The organism is Streptomyces sp. NBC_00873 (genome assembly GCF_045207415.1).
Classification (GTDB): domain Bacteria; phylum Actinomycetota; class Actinomycetes; order Streptomycetales; family Streptomycetaceae; genus Streptomyces.
Window position 1 is genome coordinate 1,434,325 of record NZ_CP108803.1, and the last position, 24,006, is coordinate 1,458,330.

The 24,006-nt window shown below is 69.8% G+C and carries 21 protein-coding genes and 3 pseudogenes; 7 read left to right on the top strand and 17 right to left on the bottom strand.

Going from position 1 to position 24,006, the window contains the following annotated elements; translation table 11 throughout:
• Positions 1-21 precede the first annotated feature (21 nt).
• From OH809_RS06705 to OH809_RS06755, 11 genes are all read right to left on the bottom strand, one after another.
• The gene (locus tag OH809_RS06705; RefSeq protein WP_406514917.1) at positions 22-1,149 is read right to left on the bottom strand and encodes a ferritin-like domain-containing protein; all 1,128 of its coding nucleotides are present in this window, start codon (positions 1,147-1,149) and stop codon (positions 22-24) included.
• Positions 1,146-2,660 carry a class I adenylate-forming enzyme family protein gene (locus OH809_RS06710; RefSeq protein WP_406514918.1) on the bottom strand — a complete coding sequence of 505 codons (1,515 nt, stop codon included), beginning with the start codon at positions 2,658-2,660 and terminating at the stop codon, positions 1,146-1,148. Before OH809_RS06710 ends, OH809_RS06705 begins: the two co-directional genes overlap by 4 nt.
• Before the next feature lies 1 nt (position 2,661).
• Entirely contained in the window at positions 2,662-2,889 is a 228-nt protein-coding gene (locus tag OH809_RS06715; protein ID WP_406423252.1) for an acyl carrier protein, read from the bottom strand.
• The gene (locus OH809_RS06720; protein ID WP_406423251.1) at positions 2,886-3,905 is read right to left on the bottom strand and encodes a hypothetical protein; all 1,020 of its coding nucleotides are present in this window, start codon (positions 3,903-3,905) and stop codon (positions 2,886-2,888) included. Before OH809_RS06720 ends, OH809_RS06715 begins: the two co-directional genes overlap by 4 nt.
• Complete coding sequence (locus OH809_RS06725) at positions 3,902-4,159, bottom strand: acyl carrier protein (RefSeq protein ID WP_406423250.1); 258 nt, start codon at positions 4,157-4,159, stop codon at positions 3,902-3,904. The genes OH809_RS06720 and OH809_RS06725 overlap by 4 nt, the downstream gene beginning before the upstream one ends.
• Positions 4,156-5,838 (bottom strand): AMP-binding protein, encoded by a 1,683-nt coding sequence (locus tag OH809_RS06730; RefSeq protein WP_406514919.1) that lies wholly within the window; start codon positions 5,836-5,838, stop codon positions 4,156-4,158. The genes OH809_RS06725 and OH809_RS06730 overlap by 4 nt, the downstream gene beginning before the upstream one ends.
• Positions 5,835-7,439, bottom strand: coding sequence for a class I adenylate-forming enzyme family protein (locus OH809_RS06735; protein WP_406423248.1), 1,605 nt, complete (start codon positions 7,437-7,439; stop codon positions 5,835-5,837). The genes OH809_RS06730 and OH809_RS06735 overlap by 4 nt, the downstream gene beginning before the upstream one ends.
• A gap of 263 nt (positions 7,440-7,702) precedes the next feature.
• Positions 7,703-8,590: an alpha/beta fold hydrolase gene (locus tag OH809_RS06740; protein ID WP_406514920.1), complete on the bottom strand. Its 888-nt coding sequence runs from the start codon at positions 8,588-8,590 to the stop codon at positions 7,703-7,705.
• Positions 8,591-8,859: 269 nt separating this feature from the next.
• Complete coding sequence (locus OH809_RS06745; protein ID WP_406514921.1) at positions 8,860-10,110, bottom strand: 3-deoxy-7-phosphoheptulonate synthase; 1,251 nt, start codon at positions 10,108-10,110, stop codon at positions 8,860-8,862.
• A 115-nt stretch (positions 10,111-10,225) separates the two neighbouring features.
• Positions 10,226-10,891: a 4'-phosphopantetheinyl transferase gene (locus tag OH809_RS06750; protein WP_406423245.1), complete on the bottom strand. Its 666-nt coding sequence runs from the start codon at positions 10,889-10,891 to the stop codon at positions 10,226-10,228.
• A gap of 52 nt (positions 10,892-10,943) precedes the next feature.
• Positions 10,944-12,434: a class I adenylate-forming enzyme family protein gene (locus OH809_RS06755; protein ID WP_406514922.1), complete on the bottom strand. Its 1,491-nt coding sequence runs from the start codon at positions 12,432-12,434 to the stop codon at positions 10,944-10,946.
• Positions 12,435-12,641: 207 nt separating this feature from the next.
• Here OH809_RS06755 and OH809_RS06760 point away from each other — a divergent pair, with 207 nt between their 5' ends.
• Positions 12,642-13,145, top strand: coding sequence for a hypothetical protein (locus OH809_RS06760; RefSeq protein WP_406514923.1), 504 nt, complete (start codon positions 12,642-12,644; stop codon positions 13,143-13,145).
• On the opposite strand, the gene OH809_RS06765 is transcribed toward OH809_RS06760, so the two are convergent.
• Both OH809_RS06765 and OH809_RS06770 read right to left on the bottom strand, forming a co-directional pair.
• Entirely contained in the window at positions 13,122-13,655 is a 534-nt protein-coding gene (locus tag OH809_RS06765) for an RNA polymerase sigma factor (protein WP_406423242.1), read from the bottom strand. The genes OH809_RS06760 and OH809_RS06765 overlap by 24 nt on opposite strands.
• 337 nt (positions 13,656-13,992) lie before the next feature.
• The gene (locus OH809_RS06770; protein WP_406423241.1) at positions 13,993-15,504 is read right to left on the bottom strand and encodes a carboxylesterase/lipase family protein; all 1,512 of its coding nucleotides are present in this window, start codon (positions 15,502-15,504) and stop codon (positions 13,993-13,995) included.
• 217 nt (positions 15,505-15,721) lie between these two features.
• Here OH809_RS06770 and OH809_RS06775 point away from each other — a divergent pair, with 217 nt between their 5' ends.
• From OH809_RS06775 to OH809_RS06785, 3 genes and pseudogenes are all read left to right on the top strand, one after another.
• Positions 15,722-16,288 carry an RNA polymerase sigma factor gene (locus tag OH809_RS06775; protein WP_406514924.1) on the top strand — a complete coding sequence of 189 codons (567 nt, stop codon included), beginning with the start codon at positions 15,722-15,724 and terminating at the stop codon, positions 16,286-16,288.
• Positions 16,276-16,800 carry a hypothetical protein gene (locus OH809_RS06780; RefSeq protein ID WP_406423239.1) on the top strand — a complete coding sequence of 175 codons (525 nt, stop codon included), beginning with the start codon at positions 16,276-16,278 and terminating at the stop codon, positions 16,798-16,800. Before OH809_RS06775 ends, OH809_RS06780 begins: the two co-directional genes overlap by 13 nt.
• A gap of 537 nt (positions 16,801-17,337) precedes the next feature.
• Positions 17,338-17,907: pseudogene (locus OH809_RS06785) on the top strand (amino acid permease); the annotation flags it as partial.
• Positions 17,908-18,078: 171 nt separating this feature from the next.
• Here OH809_RS06785 and OH809_RS06790 read toward each other — a convergent pair.
• Positions 18,079-18,642: pseudogene (locus tag OH809_RS06790) on the bottom strand (hypothetical protein); the annotation flags it as partial.
• Positions 18,643-18,965: 323 nt separating this feature from the next.
• Here OH809_RS06790 and OH809_RS06795 point away from each other — a divergent pair.
• Positions 18,966-19,937: a helix-turn-helix domain-containing protein gene (locus OH809_RS06795; protein WP_406514925.1), complete on the top strand. Its 972-nt coding sequence runs from the start codon at positions 18,966-18,968 to the stop codon at positions 19,935-19,937.
• A gap of 181 nt (positions 19,938-20,118) precedes the next feature.
• Here OH809_RS06795 and OH809_RS06800 read toward each other — a convergent pair whose 3' ends face one another.
• Complete coding sequence (locus tag OH809_RS06800) at positions 20,119-21,339, bottom strand: hypothetical protein (RefSeq protein ID WP_406423237.1); 1,221 nt, start codon at positions 21,337-21,339, stop codon at positions 20,119-20,121.
• 198 nt (positions 21,340-21,537) lie between these two features.
• Positions 21,538-21,696 (bottom strand): annotated as a pseudogene (locus tag OH809_RS06805) (IS256 family transposase); the annotation flags it as partial.
• 387 nt (positions 21,697-22,083) lie between these two features.
• Between OH809_RS06805 and OH809_RS06810 the strand changes: the two are divergent.
• Positions 22,084-22,578, top strand: a complete 495-nt coding sequence (locus OH809_RS06810; RefSeq protein WP_406423236.1) for a GNAT family N-acetyltransferase — start codon at positions 22,084-22,086, stop codon at positions 22,576-22,578.
• A gap of 34 nt (positions 22,579-22,612) precedes the next feature.
• On the opposite strand, the gene OH809_RS06815 is transcribed toward OH809_RS06810, so the two are convergent.
• Positions 22,613-22,945 carry a hypothetical protein gene (locus OH809_RS06815; protein ID WP_406423235.1) on the bottom strand — a complete coding sequence of 111 codons (333 nt, stop codon included), beginning with the start codon at positions 22,943-22,945 and terminating at the stop codon, positions 22,613-22,615.
• A 34-nt stretch (positions 22,946-22,979) separates the two neighbouring features.
• Here OH809_RS06815 and OH809_RS06820 point away from each other — a divergent pair, with 34 nt between their 5' ends.
• On the top strand, positions 22,980-23,942 hold the full coding sequence (locus OH809_RS06820) for an IS630 family transposase (RefSeq protein WP_406423234.1): 963 nt from the start codon (positions 22,980-22,982) through the stop codon (positions 23,940-23,942).
• Positions 23,943-24,006: the final 64 nt, after the last annotated feature.

The window sequence follows — 24,006 nt, forward strand, 5'->3', positions numbered from 1 at the left end:
CGGCGCCGCGACGGACCTGGTTCAGGAGGCGGCGGGAGCGCCGTCCGGGGTGAGCGAGCCGAGGTCCACGACGGACTCGATGTCGCGGCGGCGGAAGTCCATCTCGCGCTGCGTCAGCGCGTCGACGGCCGCCTTGTCGTCCAGTTCGCGCAACGCGGCCTCGTCCACCGACTGGAAGCCGAGCACACCCATCTTCTGCAGCGCGTCCTGCACCCGCGGGCCGAACATGCCGATCTCCTTGAGGCCCGGCACGATCCGCATGAACACGAGCCGGCGGAACTCCCGCTTGGCGGGCGAGCGGCGGGACGCCTTGATGGCTTCCTCGCCGTACCCGAGGGTGTTCCAGATGTCGTCGTCGACGTACCGGTCGCGCAGCGCCCAGCAGCCCTCGACGACGAAGTCCTCGCGCTCCTTCAGCTCCGTGTCGCTCAACTGCGGGTAGTACTCGCGCAGCAGCAGCCGGCCGAAGGCCACGTGGCGGGCCTCGTCGCGCGCCACGTAGGCGCTGAACGCACGGGCCAGCGGGTCCTTCAGACGCTCGCGGTGCACCCCGAAGGTTGCCAGGCCCATGTTCTCCACAAGGATGTGCGCCGCCAGCACGCCGAAATCCCAGCGCGGCTCACGCATCGCGTGCTCGAACATCGCGGCGATGGACGGGGAGAGCCCGTAGCGCAGACCGATCTTGGTGTGCAGGAAGCGGTTGAACCCCTCGACGTGCCGTGCCTCGTCCATCAGCTGGGTGGCCGCGTACAGCTTGGAGTCCAAGTCGTTCACCGTGAGCAGGATCTTGCCCACGGCGATCAGGGCGGCCTGCTCCGAGTGCAGGAACTGCGAGTACAGCCAGCCGCTGCTGTGCTTGCGGACGATGCTCCGCTCGCTCTCCGGCAGCCGGTCCCACAGCTTCGACCCGGAGATGGAGATGAAGTCGTCGGGCAGGCCGAGCGGATCGTCGGGGTCCACCTCGTGGTCCCAGTCGAGCCGTTCGTCCATGTCCCACTGGCGCTGCTTGCCCTGCTTGTAGAGGCGCACCATCTTGTCGTTGCGCTGGTCGTAGTCCCACTGGATGACGGCGTTGCCGTGCACGGGGACAGCCCATTCGCCGGCCAGCGCCGTCAGGATCTCCGGTCGCGCGTAGTCGGTCGTGGTCATGGGGTGCCCTCACTTTCGATGATGAGACGGTGGGCCAGCTCCCGGAGCCGGGGCCGCAGTGCCTTGCCGGCCGGGTTGCGCGGGATGCTCTCCAGCGGCAGGAAGTGGCTGGGCCGTTTGTAGGCGGCGAGCCCGTCGATGCACAGCCCGAGCAGCTCGCCGGCGTCGAAGGCCTCCTCGGAGACGGGCGCAACGAACGCCACCGGCACCTGTCCCCAGATCGGCGAGACCACCGGCACCACGACGACGTCGGCGACGTGCGGCGACTGCCGCAGGACGTGCTCGATCTCGGCCGGATACACGTTCTGCCCGCCCCGCAGGATCAGGTCGTTGCGCCGGTCCACCACCCAGACCTGGCCCGCCTCGTCCACGCAGCCCAGGTCGTGGGTGTTGAGCCAGCCGTCGTGCAGCACTTCGGCGGTGGCCTCCGGACGCTTCCAGTAGCCCTGCATCAGGCCGTCACCGCTCACGTGCAGCTCACCGATCGTGCCGGTCGCCACCTCGCGTCCCTCGCTGTCGGCGATTTTCAGCTCGGTGCCGAGCATGGGCCGCCCGGCACAGACCGCGCCGGGTACGGGCGGCTCGCCGACCGCACCGTACGGGGCCAGGGAGAGCACCGGTCCGCCGCCCTCCGTGATGCCGAACACGGTCTGCAGCTCCACGCCGAGGCGTTCGCGCGCCTCGCTCGCCAGCTCCGCGGGCATCGGAGCCGCTCCGTGCAGCAACAGCCGCAGCGCACCGAGTTCGGTGGTGGCCAGTGCCCTCGTGTCCAGGACCAGGCGCACCATGGACGGCACCAGGAAGGCCTGCTCGACCTCCCAGCGCTCCAGGGCGGCCAGGCAGCCCTGCGGGGTGAACCGGTCCAGGACGCAGACGGTGCCTCCCGCCGCGAGATGGTCGAGTGCGATCACCACGCTGCCGTGGAAGAGCGGACCGGCGTTGAGGAACACCGTGCCCGGCTCGGGCCCTACGTCCGCCAGCCAGGACAGCGCGTTGAGCTGCAGCGAGCGCTGGTCGACGACGACGCCCTTGGCGGTACCGGTCGTCGCGGACGTGTGCAGGATCATCACCGGATCGGTCAGGCTGCTGCCCTCGTGGGCGGTGGAACCCTCCTCGGCGTCCGGGAGTTCGCCGACCTCGGTGATGTCCGTCAGCGGGAGCCCGGGGCAGAGCCCGCGGAGCCTGGCCAGACCCTCGGCGTCGGCAACCGCGGCCGCCGGCTCGACGGACTCCAGGATCGCGGCGATCTCCCGGTCGGTGAGCGCCGGGTTGACCGGCGCCGCCACCAGACCTGCGGCGGCGCAGGCCAAGTATGTCTCCAGCACCTCGACCCGGTTGCCGCTCAGCACCAGGACGCGGCTGCCGCGCGGCGTACCCGTGCGCAGCCGGAAGGCCAGTGCCTCCACGTCCCGGTGCAGCCGCCGCCAGCTGACGTCCCGCCGACCGTCGCGCAGCGCCAGGGCCTCGGGGGCACGGTCCAGGCCGCGGCCCACCACGTGTCTGAGCCACATGTCAGGCCGCCTCGTTCCCGACCAGCTCGGCGACAGCGAGGATCGACGTCAGCTCGAGGAGCTCGTCGTCCTCGAGCTGCCGCCCGAGGTGGTCCTCGATGCGCAGTGCAAGCCGGATCAGCTCACCGGAGTTGACGCCCGCACCGGCCAGGCTGGCGTCGTCCGTGATGCGGTCGATCAGGGCGGGGTGGTCCAGGCTGTTGCGTACGAGGGTTCGGGCCAGGCTCATGAGCTCCTCCGCGGACGGGCACCGACGCCGACCATCGCCCAGTACGGGGCGGGTTCGCCGTCGAAGTAGACAAGGGGTTCGGCGCTGTCCGTGCGGCATGGCAGCAGCCGGTTGAAGCGGCTTCCGAAGCAGGCTGCGGCGAACTCCGGGGACTCGGCGACACCGCGCTCGTCCCCGACGGTCGCCACGAACGCGAACACGGGGTCCAGTGACTTGTGCACCCCGTCCTCGACGACGTCGCACCAGGCGTGGTCGCTGCCGAAGAGGCCGAGCAGGTAGCCGCGCCTGGCCGTGGCCTGCAGACCGGCCGCCCGCAGCCGGTCCGCGAGCAGCCGCGAGGCCACCACGCAGTCGGCGATGCCGAGCTCCCAGGCCCGGTGGTGGTCGGCGCGCAACGGCTCCGGCACGGTCTGGTAGGTGACCCGGCGCGAGGCCAGGCCCTCGACGACCTCGTTCCACGCCTCGTGGATCCGCGGGTCGCGCATGGTCTGGTCGGCTCCGGTCAGGCGGACCGTCGCCTCGTAGCCGCCCACCCGCAGCGGTCCGTCGAAGGACTGGGTCGACAGGAGCTCCACACCGGGCGCGGACAGGTCGGGCACGCGCACGGTGACGTCCGGCAGCCGCGCGCCCTGTTCCACGACGGCTTCGGCACGCTCACCCCCCGCCGTACGGGAGGGGTAGACACCGATCTCCCACTCTCGCGGCGCGTACCAGCTGCTGCGGGAGGAGGCTGCGAACCGCATCAGGAACCGCAGTCCGAGCTCCGGCACCGTCTGCCCGGTGCCGCAGAACATGCCCACGTTCATCAGGTCGTCGTAGTCGAACAGCGGGCCGCGTTCGGTATCGACGTGCGGCAGCCCCTCGGCCGCGAGCCTGACCACCTGCTCCGGGGCGGCACGCAGCGCCTGGGCCGCGGTCTGGGCGTCCGTGTCGTAGCGCCCGATGTCACGGGGCACGGTCGTGAACCGGCCGAGCGCCCCGAGCAGCGCGTCTGGCGCGGCGGTCTCCACCGTCATATGGAGCTGCCCTCCCGCGCCAGGGAGGCGACGAAGTCGGCCAGCTCGCGCACGGTCGCGGTCTCGAAGAGGAAGTCGTCGGGGATGACGACGTCGCACTCGTCCTCGATGTCGGTGATCGCGCGCAGCGCCTTGACCGATTCGATGCCGGCGACGGCCGAGAGAGGCTTGTCCGTGTCGATGGTGGAGGCGGAGACGTTGGCCTGGGTGGCCAGGGCTCGTACGACGATGTCCAGGGTCTTGTCGGCGCTCACTGGTTGCGTCCTTCCGATGCGGTGGAGAGGGGCTTGGTCTGCTGGCGGTAGAGGTCGGCGGCGCCGGAGCGCTTGACCTTGCCGGAGCTGGTGAAGGGCAGGCTCTGCGGGGAGACGGCGACGGTTTCCACGGCGCCCAGGCCCAGTTGCTCGATGAGCCGGGCGCGGATCGCCTCGCCGACGGCGGCGGCGCGGTCCGCGTCGAGCTTCGTTTCCCAGATCACGATCATTCGCTCCTCGCCGTCGTCGTCCCAGGCGAACGCGGCGCAGTGCCGGCGGTCGACCCCGGGAGTGGCCTTGACTACTTCCTCGACGTCCTCGGCGTAGTAGTTCTGGCCTCGGACCACGGCCATCGCCTTCATCCGGCCGATGACGTAGAGCTCGCGGTCGTGCAGAAATCCGATGTCGCCGGTGCGCAGCATCCCGTCGGGCGTGAACGGCTGCTGCTCGGGGGGCAGTCCGAGGTATCCGGAGGTGACAGGCGCACCGCCGATCTGCACCTCGCCCACGGCCCCCTCGGCCATTGCGGTGCCCTCGGCGTCGCCGATGCGGACCTCGATGCCTGCCACGGGCGGGCCGCAGGAGACGACCGAGCGCACGGTGGGTCCTGCCTCGGGGCTCTCGGTGACCCGGTCGCCGACGGACAGGCTGGAGCGGTCCACCAGCAGGCTGCGGTAGCCGGTCAGCGGGATGCCGCTGCTGACGATCAGCGTGGCCTCCGCGAGCCCGTAGTTGGGCTGCACGACCTGGGACCGCAGTCCGTAGGGGGCGAAGGTCTTCTGGAAGGCCTCCAGGCTGCTCAGGCGCACCGGCTCGGAGCCGTTGCCGCCGTAGCGCCAGGCGGAGAGGTCCAGGTCGTCGGGGATGCCCTTGGCCGCGGCCGCCACCAGGTAGTCGTAGAAGAAGTTGGGGGCGGGCAGGATCGAGGACCGCGAGGCGGCGAACTCGCTCAGCCACTGCATGGGGCGGCGGACGAAGTCGCCCGGCTGCCACAGCGAGGTCTTCGTGCCGTACCGCAGCGAGGCCAGCATGGTGAACAGGCCCATGTCGTGGAAGAGCGGCAGCCACTGGCCGAGCGCGTCCTCGGGACCCCATCGGGTGCCGTCCCCGATCGAGTCGAGCCCCGCGTTGACGTTGTCGTGGGTGATCACGACGCCCTTGGGCGCCGAAGTGCTGCCCGAGGTGTACTGGATGACGGCCGGGGCGTCGCCGCCGCCGCGTACCGGCGGGAGCTCGATGCCCGTCTGCGGCGGTTCGGCGATGTCGATGACCGGCAGGTGCGGTACGGCGGCTGCGACCCGGGACACGATCCGGTCGCCGAGGCTGCCGTCGACGAGCAGGGCGTCCAGGGAGGCGTCCGCCGCGATCCGCTGGATGTGCGCGGCGTACGCGTCCGCCCCGCCGAAGGCCACCGGCAGCGCGAGCGGCACCGCCGCGGCGTCGAGCCGCAGCAAGGCCAGCAGACCGCGCACCCACGGCTCGCCGTTGGCCATGAGCAGGCCCGCCCGGCGTGGGAGCCGGCCGTCGCAGGCGGCCAGGATGGTGCCTGCGGTGCGCTCCGCGCGGGAGAACAGCGCGGGTCCGGAGACCGGCTCCTCCTGGCGGGAGGGGGTGTGGAGCATCGTTGCGTCGTGGACGGACTCGGAGAGCAGGTTCCACAGCTGGACCATCTTGGTCATGCCTCCTTCTCGGGCGTGTTGGTGCGCTGGATGCGGCCGGCGAGCTTGCGGCGGAGCACGGACCGGCGGACCTTGTAGGAGCCGGTGATGGGCATCGCCTCCCACTCCCAGAAGCGCACCTGCAGGTCGGGCAGTCCGGCCCCGGCGGCGACGGAGCGGAATCGTTCGGGGTCGGGCACGGTGCCGGGACGGGGGCAGGCGACGGCGAAGACCGTGCTGTCCTGCGTGTCCTCGGCCTTCACCAGGACCAGCTCGACCAGCTCGGGCAGGGCCTCCAGGAGGTGGTCCTCCTTCTCGAGCAGGCTGCCGACGCCGTCGACGTGCTCGACGATGCGGTCGAGCAGTTCGAGGGAACCGTCGTCGAGCCGGCGACCGATGTCGCCCATCGGCCACCAGGAGTCCTCCGGGGGCATCGGGTCGCCGCCGACGTAGCCGCGCATGCGGCCCGGCGAGCGGGTCTCGATGATGCCGGGCGTGTTCGCCGGCTGCGGGTGGCCGTTCTCGTCGACGATGCGGATCTCCATGCCGCCGCCGGGGTGGCCGACGTTGCGCGGCGAGTAGTCCGCGGCCTCCTCGCGGGTGACGATGCGCAGACAGATCGGGCCGGACTCGGTCTGGCCGTACGCCTGGAAGTAGTGGGCGTCGGGGCGCTCCGAGGCACCCAGCAGGGCCCGTACGGTGCGTGGGTGCATCGCGTCGAAGGTGCTGATGAACCGCTCGACGTGCTGAAAGGGCCGGTCGGGGTCGTCGGCCAGCGACTCCCACTGGATGTAGACGTTCGGGTGCGTCTCCAGCGAGGTCGGGCGGTGCTCCAGCATCAGGCGCTTGACGTTGGCCGGGTCCGGGTCTGCGATCGCCAGCGCGGGCATCGCGGTCTCCAGCGAGGCCAGCGTGCCGGCGCAGGTGCGGGCGTGTACGAACGACAGGTGCTTGGCGTTCAGGTCATCGGTCGAGTACTGGTCCCGGAAGATCATGATCATCGGGGCGACCATGCCGAACAGCGAACGGGTCGAATGGGCGGCCATCTTCGGGGCGCCGGTGGTGCCCGAGGAGTGGGTGATGACGAACCACTCGTCCTCGCCGCGCGGGTTGGCCACGTGCGGCAGCCGGTCCTGCACCGGCACGACCCACTTCTCCTCGGTCGGCTCCAGGCACAACACGTTACGGACCAGCAGTTTCAGTGCGCTTCGGGCGTCGGTCAGCCGGGAGAGCCCGAAGGAGTCGACGAGAAGATACGGGTTCTCCAGCCGTGCGAAGCACTCGAGCAGCTCACCGACCTCCATGCCGGAGGACAGCAGCGCGGGCAGCGCACCGATCTTGCCGAGGGCGCACATGACGGCCTCGACCTCGATGTGGTTGCGCTGGACGACCGCGACCACGTCCCCGTTACGGACTCCCGCCGCCCACAGGCGGTCGGCGTAGTCGTCGATGGCCTGGGCGAACTCGGCAAAGTTTCGCACCGGACCGTCGTAGGTCTGCCAGGCGGTGTCGGAGAGGAAAGGCGTGTCGGGGTGCTTCTCGGCGGCGACGGTGGGGAGCACTCCGAGGGACGCGGTGGGCTGAGGTATCACGTCAAGGTTGAGTGCGGAAATGTCGGGCATTCGTCATCCCTCTGCTTTTGGCCTGGCGGTTGCGTGAGGGCAGCGCAAATACAGCCCTGCCACGGGTGGATTGCTGTGGGGTGGTCCGGATGTTCAGCAAGCGGCTGAAAGCAGCCGACACCAGATAAGAGACGGGATCCGGCTGCCGCACTCCACCGAAATTCGAATAATTTTCCGGAGCGGCCGACTCCGGCCGCGAGGCCCCGCCCGGACCGGTCCGCGGGCCCTTGCCGAGGCCCCGCCCGGACCGGGCCGGGCTGGGCTCAGCCGCCGTCGGAGAACAGCTCCCGGGCAGCCTTGGCCACCAGGTCGGGACGCTCCTCGTGCAGGTAGTGCCCGCAGCCGGCGACCACCTCGACCCGCAGGTCGCGGGCGTGGCGCTCACCGCCCGACAGCACGCTCGGCGGCAGCATGAAGTCGTGGGCGCCCGCCATGATCACCGTCGGTGTGATCAGCCGGGACTTCTTGAAGCTGCCCAGGAGCAGCTTCGCGATGTCCCGCAGTGCGAAGGCCCGGTGCAGCGCCTCTCCGGCCCGCGCCCGGTCCGGCTCCTGGCTCGACCGTACGAACTCGTCCATCACCGCCGGCTCCCATACCGCCGTGTCCGTGACCCCCTTGCGCATCAGGTACCGCGTGAAGCCCGGCCGGTTGCGCAGCATCCAGCGGCCCAGCAACGGCTGCTCGAGCAGTGCCGTGTACCAGAAGCGCCACGACTGCGGCATCAGGCGGCGGTGGAGCGGCCAGGGGTGGAGCATGTTCAGTGCGAGGAAGTGGCTGAACCGCTCCGGCGCCCGCAGGCAGAGGTGGAAGCCGGTCCAGGCACCCCAGTCGTGCCCGATCAGCGCGGCCCGCTCCAGCCCGAGCTCGTCCATCAGCGCGAGCACGTCGGCCACCCGGCTGTCGGTGTCGTAGCCCCGGGCCGGGGCGTCGGACCAGCCGAAGCCCCGCAGGTCCACGCAGATCAGCCGGTGGTCGCCGGACAGCAGGGGGATCAGCCGCCGCCATCCGTACCAGTGCTGCGGGAATCCGTGCAGCAGGACCACGGGCGTGCCTTCGCCCGTCTCCGCGATGTGCAGCCGCACCCCCCGCACCTCGGCGTAGTGATGGCGGACGCCTTCGAGTTCGGGCATCGGCGGTGTCTGGTTCTGCATGGCGACTCCACAGGGTCGGGTCGGTCGGGTTGCTCGTCAGGAGGCGGCGACCGGGCCGGACGTTCCGTCCGGGAATGTGGGAGAACTCATCGGAACCTTCACGGGACCCGCGGCCTCCAGCACCGGACGCACCTGTGCCGCCGGACCCGGTCGGGTCCGGCGGCACCGGGGTTGGGGGCGGGGGTGTGTGGGTGTGTGCGGGTTTGTTCAAGGTGTATGCGGATGCGTGACGGGGGCTGTGTTTCGGGGTGTGTGCGGCGGCGGCCCGGTCAGCGCGTGGCGCAGAGTTCGGCGACCAGTTCGGCAGTGAGGACGGTCTGCGCACCGTTCAGTCGCGGATCGCACGCCGTCTCGTAGCGCAGCGGAAGGTCCTGCTCCGCCACCCCGGGTACGCCGCCGACGCACTCGGTGACATCGGCCGGCGTGGCCTCCAGATGGATCCCGCCCGGCCAGCCGCGCGCCGCGCGCACCGCGGCGAAGAACCCCCGGATCTCGGCACCCACCACGTCGACGTGCCGGGTCTTGTGACCCGTACCGCTGGTGTACGTGTTGCCGTGCACCGGGTCGCACACCCACACCACGGGGTGGCCGAGCTCGGCGACCTTCTCCACCAGGGGCGGCAGCACTGCGCGCACCGCGTCGGCGCCCGTCCGGGAAATGAGGACCAGCCGTCCCGGCTGGTGGTCCGGGTCGAGCCGGGCGCACAGCTCGGCCAGTTGGCCGGGATCGGTGCCGGGACCGACCTTCACCCCGACCGGGTTGGCCACCCCCGCCAGGAACCGTACGTGCGCTCCGTCCGGCTCGCAGGTACGCGCACCGATCCACGGCAGGTGGGTCGAGGTCAGGCACCAGCTGCCGGTCGCCGGGTCTCGGCGCACCAGCGGCTCCTCGTAGTCGAGCAGCAGCGCCTCGTGGCTGGTCCACACGGCGGGGGCGCCGCCCGGAGCCGAATCCCGCATGGCCATCCCCGACTCGGCGAGCTCGCGCAGCAGGGCGAGGACGTCGCGGGCGTGCCCGTGACCGCGCAGCAACCGCATCGCGTCGGGGATGCGGGCCGCCGGATCGGGCGCCGGATCGTTGACCAAGTGCCCGCGGAACGAGGGAAGTACGAGGTCACCGACCCGCTCGGTGGGCGAGGAACGGGGCTTGGCGTACTGGCCGGCGATCCGTCCGATCGGGATCACCGGCCGGTGCAGGGCAGCTCCGATCGTCCGGGCAGTGCTGTGCAGCAGATCCACGCGGGCGGCGGTACCGGCGAAGGTGGGGGCGTCGAACGTCTCCGCGCAGTCGCCGAGCTGCACCACGAACGCCTCCGCGTGCGCGGCCCTGGCGAGCGCCTGGCGCAGGTCGAGGACCTCGCTGGGCAGGACGAGCGGCGCGGTGCCGGCCAGACGGACGCGGACCTGGCGCAGCAGCGCGGAGTCGGGCCATTCGGGCTGCTGCGCGGCCGGGTGCAGGCGCCAGTCCGAGGGCGTCCAGTCCGCCGGCCGTGGCGGAGCGGGCAGAGTGGGTGCGTGCATGAGGGCATGACCTCCGTAAGCGTGTGATCCCGTGAGGGCGTGACCGGCGCGGGGGCCGGTAGCGGTGCGGGGCGAGTACGGGCGGTACGCGACGGGCAGGGCGGGCGGGCCGGCTTCAGCCCTGGAGCACGGCCCAGCACAGGACGCCCTGCGGAAGCCGGCGTACGCTCACGCGCACCCGCAGCTCCGAATGGCGCGTGGCACGGGCCAGATATCCGTCGGCGTCCGCAGTGAGTCGCAGGTCGCGCAGGCCCGGCAGCTCGGGCCCGAGGAGCGGACTGAGCGCCTTGAAGGCGGCTTCCTTGGCGGAGTACATGGCGAGCAGGCGTTGCTGCGCCGCGTCACCGGCCTGCTGGAGCTCGGCGGTCTCGGCTCCGCGCAGCACCAGGTGGGCGGCTTCGAGGGGCAGACCGGTCAGTTCGACGTCCACCCCCAGCGACCGGAACCGCTCCGAGGGCCCGGCCACGGCGACCGCGACCCCGTCGGAATGGCTGATGGACGCCGAGATCCCTTCGGGCAGCAGCGGGCGCGGCCCCTCGAAGAGCACCGCGTCCGCGGTAAGCCCCGCCGAGCGCAGCGCGCGGTGGAGCGCGCTGCGGCCGATCAGGAAGTCGGCCCTGCGCTTGGGCGGCATGGCCCTGGCCATCCGTTGCTCGGCCTCGCGGACCGCCACCGGCGGTCCCTCGTGGACGGAGGAGATGCCGAATCCCAGCCCCGGTATCCGGGGCCGGAAATGCGTCAGGGCGCGCGGCAGCGTCAGTAGGGTTCCTATGGAATGCACGGCGTTCTTTCCCCGTTCCCGGTTCGCGTTCGCGTTCTCAAATGTCGCCGACTCAGGCGGTGAGCAGCTTCTTCTGCACCTTCCCGGTGGAATTGCGCGGGAGCTCCTCGATGATCTGGAGGTCCTTGGGGACCTTGTACGCCGCCATCCGCTCGAAGAGGTGCCCGAGGATCTCCGTTCGGTCCGCGGTGGCACCCGGGACGAGGACGACCAGCGCCAGCGGCACCTCGCCCTCCTCGTTGTCGCCGACCGGGACGACGGCCGCGTCGGCGACGGCCGGGTGCCGACGCAGTACGCGCTCGATCTCGGCCGGGTAGACGTTCCGTCCGTTCCTGATGATGAGGTCGGTGAGCCGGTCGACGAGGTGCAGCCGTCCCTCGCCGTCGAGGCGGCCGAGGTCCCCGGTGCGCAGCCAGCCCGCGACCGTCGCCGCTGCCGTGGCTGCGGGGTCGCGCCAGTAGCCGCGCATCCGGCCGTCTCCGCGGACCAGGATCTCCCCGGTGTGGCCGGTCGGCAGCGGCAGGCCGTTCTCGTCCGCGATGCGCACCGACATCCCCGGGATGATCCGCCCCGTGGGCAGCGTCTCGGGCAGGTTTCCGAGCGGGTCCGGGTGTTCGCCAGGGCCGAGCGTGACGATCGGACCGCCCGCCTCCGTCAGCCCGTACACCTGGCGGAAGCCGCAGCCGAGGGTGCGGGCGGCCCTCGTGTACAGCTCGACGCTCAGCGGAGCTGCGCCGTAGAGCACCTCGACCAGCGAATCGGGCAGCTCCTCGGCCGGGTGCCCGTCGAGGTGGTCGAGCACGCCGCGCAGGGTCTCGGGCACCAGCCACAGGTGCGTCGCCCGGTGCGTGCGGGCCGCCTCCACGATGTCCTGCGGTCGTGGGCCGGCCACCACCACGGCGGCGCCCGCGGCGAGATGGGCGAAGGCCAGCACGACGGTCCCGTGGAACAGCGGCCCGCTGGTGACCAGTACGCCGTCGGACGTCGGGGCCGTCGCCGCGAGCCAGCCGAGCGAGATGTCCTTGACCGACCGGTGGTCCACGACCACGCCCTTGGGGCGGCCGCCGGTGGCGGAGGTGTAGAGGATGGCCACGGGGTCGTCGGCCCTGACGTGGGGTTCGAAGGCCTGCTGGGCGCCGTCCTCGTCGTCCTGGAACCACGCGTCCTCGAACGCCAGTCGCCAACCACTCGCGGACGCGTGCAGGTTCGCGTGTTTCAGCAGCGCGTCCTCGCCTATGATGCCCACGACCTTGGCGTGGTCGACGATATCCGCGATCTCCCCGGAGACCAGGCTCGGGTCCAGGGGTACGAAGACCGCTCCGAGGTGTCCCAGCGCGAAGTAGGTCTCCATCACCTCGCTACGGTCCGTCGACAGGACCGCCACCCGGTCTCCACGCTGAACGCCACGCGCGTTGAGCCGGTCGGCCAACGACTCGACGCGACACGCCAGTTGTTCCCAGGTCAGCGAGCGCCGCGCGTCGGCCAGGGCCACCCGCCTGCCGAAGCCCTGCCGGTTGCGCTCCAGCAACTGAGTCAGCCACATGCCGTTGCTCCCCTTGTACGATGCACACGTATCCTGCTCCTTCAGTGGGTAAGAGGAACTACGGCGCAGATGCAATCCCGCGCGGAGCCGATTTCTCCTGACGCGTTGCCATCCACGACTCCCGGCATGGGTATTTCGAATAGCTTGACCAGGCAGCGGGGATGCTGAGAGTCTCTCCCGCGTACGAGACAGAGGGGGCAGTAGCCAGTGACTGATCCACTGAACAGCGACTGGCCGACGGTTGAACTCGATCCGCTGCGGCGCCTGAAGGTGATCGCCTCCGCCTCGAAGCACGCGAGTTACGCCGAGCGCCTTTTCGACGTGCCGGTCGAGCGGCTGTGGGCCGTCGTGTCCGACTTGCAACGCGAACTCCCGCACATTGTTCCCGGTCTGCGCTCCTTTGCCATCACCTCATCCGAGAAGGACCGGCTGACGGGGCAGGCAGTCAGCGCCTTCGGGCACCGTGAGCATTTCGACGTGGTGTTGAGACCGGGCTGGTGTCTCATGCAGAGCAAGGTGCTGAGCGGTGGAATGGCCGCCGTGGCCGAGGGCGACGGAACGCGCTTGGCGTTCTTCAGCAGCCTGCGCTTCCCCGGTGGCCAGACCGTCGACCGCGTGCGCAGGCTCTCAGCGGAGCGCCGGACCAGCATGATCTTCGACCGCTTGCAGCAGCGCGTGGACGTCCGCTCACTCCCAGGCGTCACGAAATGAGCGCCGGGCGCGGAACAGCCGGGACCTGACCGTCCCCACCGGTACGGCGAGGACCCCCGCGACCTCCTGTTCGTTCAGACCGTCGATGTGCCGCAGGGTCAGCACCACCCGGTGTTCGGGGGCGAGCCTGCCCATGACGTCGGCGATGTCCGAGGCCAGCTGGAGGTCTTCGGGCACGGGCTTCTCCTCCTCCCAGTCCACGGGTAAGGAACCCTGCCGCTGCTTCGCGTACTTGAGGGCTTCGCGGACGGCGATTGTCCGCACCCAGCCCAGGAAGGCCGCGGGTGTCTTGAGCTGACGGATGTTGCGGAAAACCGCTATGAGTGCCTCCTGTGCAGCGTCTGCGCCGTCCTGAAGGGCCACCGGCCCGCAGAGACGGCCGACGTACGGCGACACGATGCCGAGCAGCTCATCCATGGCCAGGACATCGCCCCGTTGCGCACCTTCCACGAGCCGGGCCACTTCCTCCATGTCCCAGCCAGCCGTCCGCGCAACATCGGTTTCAGCCACTGCGCCCCCATTGTCGGTATCCCGAGCGCCGGACGGGGACGGCGTCAAACTATTCGCTTCTGCAATGCCAACACAACGATGCTTTTGCTTGAACTTTGCCGACCTGTTGCACTTCCTCACCCGACCCGTGAGTAGTAATCCGCGGGCAGTGATAGTTCAGGTGATAAACCCCCGTCGCGCCTGAACTCAGATTCCGAGCAACCCCGGTCACCCTAGCACCAGGCGGCGGCAGTTGAACGGATCCAAATCACATTCCACATCGTGGGAAGCCCACCGCACATAGCCTTCAAATGACCCACTCAAGCAGATTGCAGCCCCGGACCCGCAGGGCAGCAGGTTAACGCAGTCCCAACGCCCCGAAGGAGTGTCCTTCCCATATCCGGCGGGACGCGACCAACGGGTCCCCGAGCAGCCCGTCTTCGCAGTCGAACACCCTCGCCAGCCTCTCCGCGAAGCGGTACGCCGGCCAACCCGGATCCCCATGGACGGCGAACCTCGTCCACGCCGACCGCATCCGGGCCGACAGTGCGGCGGCCTCGGGCGACGCTGTGTCCCCCAGCATCTGACGCGCCAGAGGGGCGTCCATCGTGCCGAAGACCAGCGGCACGTCCAGGCCGTGACAGGACCCCAGCCGCCCGCCGAACACCGGAGCGGGCCAGCGCAGTTCGTACGCGTGCGCCACACCGCCCGCCGCGACCTGGGCCTCCAGCAACTGCAGGGTCGGCACCCGGCACAGCCAGTCCGACATGACCGTCTCGTACAGCTCCTCCGCGCCGGCCCCCGGGTACGCGTCGCGGTAGGCGCGCTCGGCGCCCGCTTCCGGTCCGAACACCCGTAGCGCCTCGGACGCCTGCTCTTGGGTCACGGCACCGAACTGGCCCCGTTTCGCCATGAACAGCCGGTACTCATCGCGGTTGTGACCGAGCATCATCGCGAGATCGCGGGCCGCCCCCCGAGCGACCGCCTCCCAAGGCGTGCACGGCAGCGACTGTCCGTCGACGACGGGCGAGAACATGGTCTCCGTGTGTGCAACGGTGCCCCAGCGTTCCGAGCGGTCCGCCATCGTGGCGAACACCGCGTCCGCAGCCCGCACCAGAAGGTGCGGATCGGTGCCCCGCAGGGCCTCCGCCGTGGCGGGCGACCCCACGCGCGCACCGACGGCCCCGGCGATGTCGGCCGCCAGATCGGCAGTGAAATAGGAACCCGGCACGCTCTGCGCCACCACCTGATGGAAGAGCCCCGTCGCCGCGGGCATCGCCAGCAGCGCGGCGATCGACCCGGCTCCGGCCGACTCGCCGAAGACCGTCACGTCGTCCGGCTCGCCGCCGAAGGCTGCGATGTTCTCCCGCACCCAGCGCAGGGCGGCGATCTGATCCAGCAGACCCCGGTTGGCCGGACACCCGTCAAGCTGCGCGAACCCCTCCACGCCCACCCGGTAGTTGAAGCTCACCACGACGACTTCTTGGCGGGCCAGCAGCGCGCCGTCGTACACCGGCTCCCCCGACCGGCCGAACACGTAGGCACCCCCGTGGAACCACACCATCACGGGCAGCCCGATGGCACCGAGCGCCGGGGACCACACATTTACCGTCAGACAGTCCGGCGCCTGCTCCCGGGGGCCGGCGGCCGCATCCGGGCTCATCCGGTCGTACTGCGGAGGCGGGGGGCCGAACTCGGCGGCGGACCGCACGCCGTCCCACGGCTTCACGGGCTCCGGCGCGGCGAAGCGCAGCTCACCGAAGGGAGGCTGCGCATAGGAGATCCCCCGGAACACGGCGATCCCGTCCTCGACCCGGCCACGTACCACACCCTGGCCGGTACGCACCTCGGGATGAAGTTCTCTCTCCAACGTCCTCGGCCCCTTCGCAGCTCCAGCAGCATTGCCGTCACCAGGAAAGAGGCGGCCCGGACCCGGGACACTCCCGGAAGCCCCGAACTCCTCCGAGCAAATATGCAGCCGCGGGAGTATCCGCTCCGTTTGACCCCTCTGTCCCTATGAAGCTCCATGCACCGAGCGCCGCCCGGCGCCCGGGCGGAGCATGCCACGCGAGAGAGGAGAACGGCACATGAAAGCAGTCGAGACATGCATCCCGCGGCTGGAGCTGGAGACCCCACAGCCACGGGAGCCGGATCCATGGGAAGCCGCTGCCAGGCTCGTGAGGGCCGCTCAGTCCGGCGATGCCCTGGCCGTCAACGATCTCCTCAACCTGCTGACCCCCTACGTCAACCGGCTGTGCCGCCCGATCGCCCTGACCGACAGCGCCGACGCGGTGCAGGAATCCCTGATCGCCGTCTTCCAGGGCCTGCCCAAGCTGAAGGATCCAACGGCCCTGTACGGGTGGGTGCGCACCATCACCGTACGCGAAGCCGTCCGCGTCGCGCGGCGCGCCCAGCGGGAGACCGCGTGGGGCGAGTTCGAGGACGTCGCCGGGACGCGCAACTCGGAACTGGCCTCCGACGTGCACGACGTCCTGCGCCGGATGTCCTCCGAACACCGCGCGGTCCTGATGCTGCGTGAGCTCGAGTGCCTGGACGAGCGGTCGGCGAGCGAGATTCTCAACATTCCCTGTGGCACGGTGAAGTCACGGCTGCACCGGGCCCGCAACAGCTTTCGGAAGGCATGGACGCGATGACCACCGGCTGGCCAACTGCCGAACTCGACCCCGTCCAGCGGCTGCGCGTCATGGCCGCGGGACTCAACGCCGTGATGTACGCGGAGGAGTACATCGACGCGCCCGTCAGCGAGGTGTGGGACGTGGCGAGTGACCTCGAGGGTGAGTTGCCGCACCTCATTCCGACCGTGCGGACCTTCCGCATGGTCCCGGGCTACCGTCCTGGGGCTCCCGAACGCGGTCAGGGCTGGGCCCACGGCCCCTTCGGCTACCGGGCCAGGTTCGACGTCCTGCTGCAGCCGGGGTACTGCCTGATGCAGAGTCGGCACGTGGTCGGCGGGATGGCCGCGGTGCCGGAGGGCGACGGGACGCGTTTCGCGGTGCTCGGCGGCATCCGCGGCGGCCGCGGCGGCCGCGTGGCAACGGTGCTGAACGCGCTGCGCTGCCTGGGCCACGACCGTGGCCGGCGCATGATCGCCCGCGCCCGGCGCCGCACCTCGGCCCGCACAACCGCCCGGCCCGGCGCCTACTGATCCGCACCCCTCCTCAGGACCCGCGCGTGCGGGATCAGTGCACCCTGAACCTTTTCCAACCTCGGTTTGAGCAGATCAGGTGCAGGGTGAGGACTGCTGTGACACGGCCTGGCGCGGCGGCGCCTGATCGCCTCGGCCAGCAGCGGGTCCTCGCCGTCTCGGCCTCTTCCGGGTGTTGCAGCGGCCGGGACGGTGAGCCGCCGAACACCACGCGGCGCATGCGGTCCACGAGTGCGGTTTCGGCCGGGTCGTCGATCTCGATGGGATCGCCGAGCCACCCGTCCTCGGTCACCCGGCGCAGCCGCGGCCGGTACCGGGTCGGCTGCTGGGCCTCCGCCGCAACCGCCTGCGTCCAGCGGCCGCGGCCGTCCAGGACCTTTTCCAGCAGGCTCGGACGGTCGACCGCCGCGGGGACGTTGCGAAAATCGCAACGCTCGCTACGTGCGCCACGGTTCCGCGCTGCCGATATCGCAGTGTCCGGACCGGATGTGTGAACGCCATCGCCTCCGCGAAGGTGTTCACCATCGCCCGCGGCACATCATGGACAAGCTCGGCATCCCGGGCGCGGCCGGTGTGATGAACCTGGTCGTGCTGACCGCGGCGCTCTCCAGCCTGAACTCCGGGCTGTACTCCACCGGCCGCATCCTGCGTTCCATGGCGCTGGCGGGCTCCGCACCCAGGTTCACCGGCCGGATGAACAAGGGCCAGGTGCCCTACGGCGGCATCCTGCTGACCGCCGGCTTCGGTGTTCTGGGCGTCGTGCTCAATTACGTCATGCCGGGCCAGGCATTCGAGATCGTTCTCAACTTCGCGTCGATCGGCATCCTCGGCACCTGGGGCATGATCATGCTCTGTTCGCTGCTGTTCTGGCACCGCTCGCAGGACGGCAGGGTCACCCGCCCCTCATACCGGCTGCCCTGGGCCCCGTACACGCAGATCGTCACGCTGGCATTCCTCGCCGCGGTCGTGTTCCTGATGTGGTGGGGCGGCGGAGTGGGCCGTACGACCGTGATGTGCCTGCCGCTGATCGCGGCGGCGCTGGTCGGCGGATGGTTCGTGGTCCGTGGACGGGTGAAGGTCCTGGCGCGGGAGCGCGAGGACGCCTGACACTGCTCGGTACCGGCGACGGCCCCGCGGAAGGCTTCCTTCCGCGGGGCCGTTCCCGTGCCACCCGGCCACCGGACCGGGCGGGGCCGTCACTCGGACCGCGCAGATTGGACCGACTGTGACGTCCCGTGATCTCTGTCCGCAGGGAGTTCTACGTCTTCCCCGTCGGCTTCACAGGCCGTGTTGGTCGAGGAGCCGCATCAGGTTCCGCTTGCGCTTCTGGCCGGCGCGCAAGGTGGCGAGGTGCGCGGTGAAATCGTCCGGGTTACCCAGGCGGCGGCAGCAGTCTCGCATGCGGAGGAGCAGGCTGGTCAGCTGCTCGTAGACCGTGTTGCCGGTCTGCATCTCGAGGGGTTCGGCCAGGCGCTGGTAGACGCGCAGCGCGTCGGCGGGGCGGATGGCTTGGGCCTGGTCAGCGAGGATAAGCCATTGCCGGTCGTCGGCGCCGGTCGCGGTGGCGGCCTGCCAGGCGGCGTCGACGTCCTTGCCGTCGAGCAGAGCGTCGACCAGGACCGGGCCGGCGTACCAGCCCCGCTCGCGCTGTGCCGCGTCGGCGCGCAACAGCGCCAGGGCCTCCCCTCTCTCGGCCTGCCAGCAGTCGGCTGCATGTGCCGCCGCGTGTAGCTGCTGGTACGCGGCGAGGGTGCGGTGGGCGGCGAAGTGGGCGCGGCGCAGGGCGACCGCGTCGGGGATCCGGTCCGAGCGTGTGTAACGGTCGCAGAGGTAGTCGACCAGGCCGATGGCGGGGGTGGTGGTGGAAGTTCCGTGGCCGCCCTGCGACGCGCCTGGCTTCGGAGCGAGGTCCTCAGTTGTGAGACCCAGGACGACCGTGTCGGCACTGAGCGACATACCGGTCGGCCACGGCTTCGGGCGATCCTGTCCAGCACGCATCCAGCGGGACGACACCACGGCCGTGGCCGCTGCCGCATTCCAGCGTTCGGCTCGGCCGCCACATGATCACGTGGTGCTAGGCTGGCAAACTTCGGCAGATGGACAGTCCCCGTAGGGATGGAGTCAGCGACGGGTGCCGTGCGGCGCCGCTGGGTTGGGAGTGCACGATGCGCCCGCTGCAGGCTCTCGGCCTCTCCATGACGGCCGAGGCTGCCTACCTTGCGCTTGTGGAGCACGGTCCGCTGACCCCAGTCGAGCTCGCCGGTCGGTTGGCGCGGGCCGGATCGCCTGCGAAAGGGGTGCAAGATGCGGTCAACGAGCTCACCGGTATCGGCTTGGTGTCCCGCACGGATGACAGGCTGACAGCCCAGCCCCCTCGCGCCGTGCTGGAAGCCATAGCCGAGCGGCGCGCACGAGAGGCCCGGATCGCCTACGAGAGTGCGACGCTCCTTTCACGTTTCTGGCTCGATCACACCTCGGGATCGGGCTACATCGAGGTCGTCGACACATCCCACAACCCTGACGCGATCCAGCGACGGGTCCACAACGAGGCAGTGGCGCAGGTACGCGCGCTGTCGATCGGGCCGGTGGGCGGGGGCGAGCGTGCGCCGGAGGTCGACACCGATGCGTTGGACGCCCTGGCCCGCGGGATCGCCTACCGAGTGGTGTACAGCGCCGACATCCTGCAGGAACCCAAGGCCTTGGAGGCGGCGCATGCTTGCGTCGACCGCGGGGAGCAGGCGCGGGTCTTTCCCGACATCGCCATGAATCTCTTGCTCTGTGACGATCGGTTGGCCGTGTTGTCCGTCGTCGCGCCGGACCGCGCGGGACACCACAGCGTCGTCGTCCAGCCATCGGGCCTCCTCGATGGGCTGATCGGAGTCTTCGAGTCGTACTGGCGGGTGGCCGTCCCGCTTCCTCGGACCGGAGAGCCCACCGAGGGCTGGATCAGTCCGACGAACGAGGCGCGACAGCTCCTGGGCTACCTCAGCGCCGGGCTCACCGACGAGTCGATCGCCCGTGAGCTCGGGGTGAGTGGACGGACCGTCACCCGACGTATCGCCCGCATGCAGGAAGTACTCGGCGCCCAGACCCGATTCCAGCTCGGTGTCCAGGCCAGCCGCCAGGGCTGGCTCTGAACAGTCGCCCCGCTCGCAGACCGCGGCCTCGGCCGACCACTCCTTGCTGCGCCTCGTGCCGACGACATCGCCCACGCGTGACGTGCGCGTGGGGCAGGCCGGTGCGGGACCCCGCCCGACCCGCCCCACGCGAATCCTCGCTCGCTCGGAGGAGCGCCGTCCTGCGGTCGGACTGCAGCCGTCAGCCGGCGTCCGGCTTGACCAGGTCGGGAAGCTTGGCCTCGAACTTCTCCGCGAACTTGAGTGCCGGCAGAATGTGGCCCTGGTTCGCGGCGTTGTTGGCCTCGTCGGCGGCCCAACTGGACGCGGCGAGACGCTGGTTGGGCGTGCCGTGGTGGCCCGGGTTGTCGAAGCCGCAGTCGCCGACCTCGTAGAACGACTGCTCAGAGCCCAGAAGCCGCTTGGTGTTCAGCGCCTCGCCGCGGGCGTGGGTCAGGTAGTACGTCCCGAACGCGTCGGCCATGAGCTCGGTACGGCGGGTGGCCTCAGCCCAGGTCAGGTCGCTCACGAACAGATCCTTCTCGTACTGCACGTGGTGGCCGAACTCGTGGGCCTCGATCGCCTGCGGCGCGACGTCGCCCAGCCCCACAGCCGTCATGCCCTGCAGGATGCCGTCACCCATGATGATCCTGTCGGAAATGCCTGTCGGTGCCGGCTCGTTCTTCTCGGTGTAGGCGAAGGCGTTGAAGGAGAAGATCGGGTTGGCACCGCCCTTCAGGATCGGTTCCATGTCGATGAGCTCGATGAACATGTCGGCCAGGTCGAGCTGGGACTCCGGCGTCCCGCCGTACAGCGCGGAGAGCGTGCGGGCAATCCGCTCGCGGCTGGAGAAGACATCGGCCCCGTGCAGGGGTATCAGCTGGATGTCCGTCGAGTCGATGTCCCAGAAGCGCTTGAGGTTCTTCATCTCGGCGGTGAGCGTCTGGGTGTACTGACCGTTGATGCCGAACTTGTTGGACGACGACTCCGTGCCGAAGATCAGTGCGTCGTAGGTCGGAAGGTTGAAGCCATCGAAGATGGAGAGCATGAAGATGACGAAGGGGTCCTCAGCGCCCTGGAGGAGAGAGCGGGCCCAGGTTTTGAGCTCGGTCGACGGGCACTGGTAGTCGTCGGGGTTGATCACGCTGTCGCGCAGCTCGCTCCACGGCGAGTCGTCAATGCCGTACTTCGCGGCAGCTGCCTCGACACGGGACTGCCAGTCAGCGGGCAGCTTCGCCAGGATCTTCTCTGCGAGGGCCTTGGTCCGCGGGGACATCGTGGAGGTGTCGATGATCGACTGGAGCGACTGGCTGGAGACGGTTGTGGCTCCAGTCGTGTCAGCGGCGTGCGCGGGGAGCGTCACCCCGACGGCACAGGTCGCGGCGATCGCCAGGCTGACCGTCATGGAGAGGGTCTTCTTCACAGGGACTCCTTGTCGAAGGTGCCCGCAGGGACGACCGCGGGCGTCGCCCAGTATGTAAGCCCAGTGATCATGTGGTGAATGGCCTCTGCCTGACCGAACTCGGCATGGCTAGAACTAGACAGCCTGCATGGAGCCATTTCCATGCTGAAGCGGATTAATTGGAGTAATTGCCAATACCCATGGGTCTGTTGAGGTTGTTCATGCTGCGGCGGGCTCGGGTCGCTCGACGAGGTGACCGCATTCGAAGCGGGCTCCGGCGCGGACGAGGGCGACGAGGTGGGGTGCGTTCACGGCCCACCAGCGGGCCTGGGCGGACTCGACGACCGTTACGGACCACCAGACGACGGCCGCTCTCGCCTTGCTGATCAGCCAACTCCACTATGTAGGCCTCGACTTCGAGAGTGGCGGCGAGCATCCGCCTCGCACCCTCGCGGACGATCTCGTCGATCAGGGAGCCGTTCGGTGTGCTGCCGTCGGCGTTGACTACGCCGAGCACGGGAGCGCTTCCCGACCGGTGCTTCGAACACCGGCCTAGTGCCGTGCCGCGTTAGTTCGTGGAGGGGTGCAGGTGAACCTCCGTGCGTCCGCTAAGTCGGCTGAACGTGACGGTGCCGACGCAGACACCGTCCGCGCGGCCTGGATCTGCGAGCTGTGTGTCCAGGTCGTAGACACGATAAGGTCCGCTCGATAGTTCGAAGCCTTCCGGTCTGCCGGAAGGCTTCTCGCGTTCTCGAGGAGGATCAGATGGCAGACTTTGTTGTCCGCAGAGCGGGCGCCGAGGACCGCGACGTCCTGGAACGACTCTGGCCGCTTTTCCTGCACGACCTGTCGGAGTTCTGGGGCGTCCTGCCGAACCCGGACGGAACATACCGCCGCGAGTGGCTAGAGTCGGCGATCGGCGATCCCACCTGGTCGGCTTATCTCGTATGGTCTGGTGACCGGCCGGTCGGCTTTGCGTTCGTACGCGCGCTGGACAGCGATGCGCGCGTGCTGAACAGCTTCTTCGTGGTGCGTGGGGCACGCCGGTCGGGCCTCGGGTTGCGAGCGGTGCAGGCCGTCCTGGCCGCGCACCCTGGCCGATGGGAGATCGCTTTTCAGGAGGAGAACGCGGGCGCGGCACGCTTCTGGCGTCACGTCGCTTCCGAAGTCGCGGGCGAGACCTGGACCGAGGAGCGGCGACCGGTGCCTGGGAAGCCCGAGCTGCCGGGGAACACATGGGTTGCCTTCGATGCGCGGTAGTCCTCCTTCGCGTTAGTTCGTGAAGGGGTGTTGGTCAGGCCGGCTGGTCACCGAGGTAGAGGTAGCAGGCACAGTCCATGCAGTCTTCGGGGCTGCCGATAGGTAGGCCGGTGGGCAGGAGGTTGTCCTCGTACTTGCCTCGGCTGGCGAGGTAGAGGGCGAAGCCCCAGGTGTGCAGGACGCCGGTGAAGCGCAGGCGGCATAGCGACAGCGGTTCCTCCTCGCCCGGCAGTTCCCCCGCCACGTAGGCGAATCCTGAGCGGAAGCGCACCTGGACGCGGGCGAGCTGGGGCCAGCGTTCCTTGGCGCGGACGTTCAGACGGTGGCGCAGGTGATCTTGCATGGACTCGGGCGGATTCTTCGGCACGGGTCCATCCTGCTGGGTCACCCCCGCATACGCCATGATCATCGCTTTGGTCGGGGCGGGTGAGGGTGTGGCCGGGATGGTTGAGGCGGTCGTGGTGGTGTTGGACGAGAGGGTGCGCGAGCGTCTGATCCGTACAGCGGTTTCCCTGAAAGCGCAGGTGCGGGCGGTGCTCCGGGCGCGGATCGTGCTGGCGGCGGCTGAGGGCCTGAGCAATGGGGCCATCGCGCGGGACCTGGCGGTCAGCGTGAACACGGTCCGTAAGTGGCGCGGACGGTTCGCCGCTCTGGGCCGGGACGGGCTGAAGGACGCCGCCCGCTCGGGCCGGCCCAAGGTATACGGGCCCCAGGTGGCGTTGGCGATCGTGGCCGCCGCCACCAGTGCGCCCCCGCACCCGGAAGCGACCTGGTCGCACCGCACGATCGCCGCCCAGGTCGCCGGCACTGTCTTCGTCACCATCTCTGCCTCCCAAGTCGGTCGGATCTTGGCCGACTTGGACCTCAAGCCGCACCGGGTCCGCGGCTGGCTCACCCGCCGGGACACCCCTGACTTCTGGGACCGTGTCGCGGACGTGTGCGACCTGTACCGCGACCCGCCTGAAGGGGCGGTGGTGCTGTCCATCGACGAGAAGACCGCGATCGCCGCCCGCGCCAGGCGCCACCCCGGTCGTCCCGCCAGGCCGGGCGAGCCCGCTCGCGAGGAGTTCGAGTACCGCCGCCACGGCACCGCCTCACTGGTCGCCGCCCTGGACGTGCGTACCGGCGAGGTCCTCACCGAGATCATTGCCCGCAACGACGCAGCGACGTTCACTGCCTTCCTCGACCAGCTCGACACGGCCATCGCCCCAGACCAGGACATCCATGTCGTGCTGGACAACGGCTCCTCCCACACCGCCAAACACACCACGGCGTGGCTGGCCGACCACTCGCGCTGGCACGTGCACTGGACCCCGCCGCACGCCTCCTGGCTCAACCAGATCGTGCGACACGAGGTCGCTTGAGAAGAGTGGGAATCACCAAGGAGGTACGACGATGTCGAAGGTGTAGGACCCGAGCCAGTGCGCA

Coding starts and splice junctions, on each gene's coding strand:
- OH809_RS06755 (WP_406514922.1), bottom strand. CDS start 12,434: ATGTGGCTGACTCAGTTGCTGGAGCGCAACCGGCAGGGCTTCGGCAGG.
- OH809_RS06730 (WP_406514919.1), bottom strand. CDS start 5,838: ATGACCAAGATGGTCCAGCTGTGGAACCTGCTCTCCGAGTCCGTCCAC.
- OH809_RS06705 (WP_406514917.1), bottom strand. CDS start 1,149: ATGACCACGACCGACTACGCGCGACCGGAGATCCTGACGGCGCTGGCC.
- OH809_RS06775 (WP_406514924.1), top strand. CDS start 15,722: ATGAAAGCAGTCGAGACATGCATCCCGCGGCTGGAGCTGGAGACCCCA.
- OH809_RS06745 (WP_406514921.1), bottom strand. CDS start 10,110: ATGCACGCACCCACTCTGCCCGCTCCGCCACGGCCGGCGGACTGGACG.
- OH809_RS06735 (WP_406423248.1), bottom strand. CDS start 7,439: ATGCCCGACATTTCCGCACTCAACCTTGACGTGATACCTCAGCCCACC.
- OH809_RS06795 (WP_406514925.1), top strand. CDS start 18,966: ATGCGCCCGCTGCAGGCTCTCGGCCTCTCCATGACGGCCGAGGCTGCC.
- OH809_RS06710 (WP_406514918.1), bottom strand. CDS start 2,660: ATGTGGCTCAGACACGTGGTGGGCCGCGGCCTGGACCGTGCCCCCGAG.
- OH809_RS06720 (WP_406423251.1), bottom strand. CDS start 3,905: ATGACGGTGGAGACCGCCGCGCCAGACGCGCTGCTCGGGGCGCTCGGC.
- OH809_RS06820 (WP_406423234.1), top strand. CDS start 22,980: ATGATCATCGCTTTGGTCGGGGCGGGTGAGGGTGTGGCCGGGATGGTT.
- OH809_RS06715 (WP_406423252.1), bottom strand. CDS start 2,889: ATGAGCCTGGCCCGAACCCTCGTACGCAACAGCCTGGACCACCCCGCC.
- OH809_RS06740 (WP_406514920.1), bottom strand. CDS start 8,590: ATGCAGAACCAGACACCGCCGATGCCCGAACTCGAAGGCGTCCGCCAT.
- OH809_RS06810 (WP_406423236.1), top strand. CDS start 22,084: ATGGCAGACTTTGTTGTCCGCAGAGCGGGCGCCGAGGACCGCGACGTC.
- OH809_RS06780 (WP_406423239.1), top strand. CDS start 16,276: ATGGACGCGATGACCACCGGCTGGCCAACTGCCGAACTCGACCCCGTC.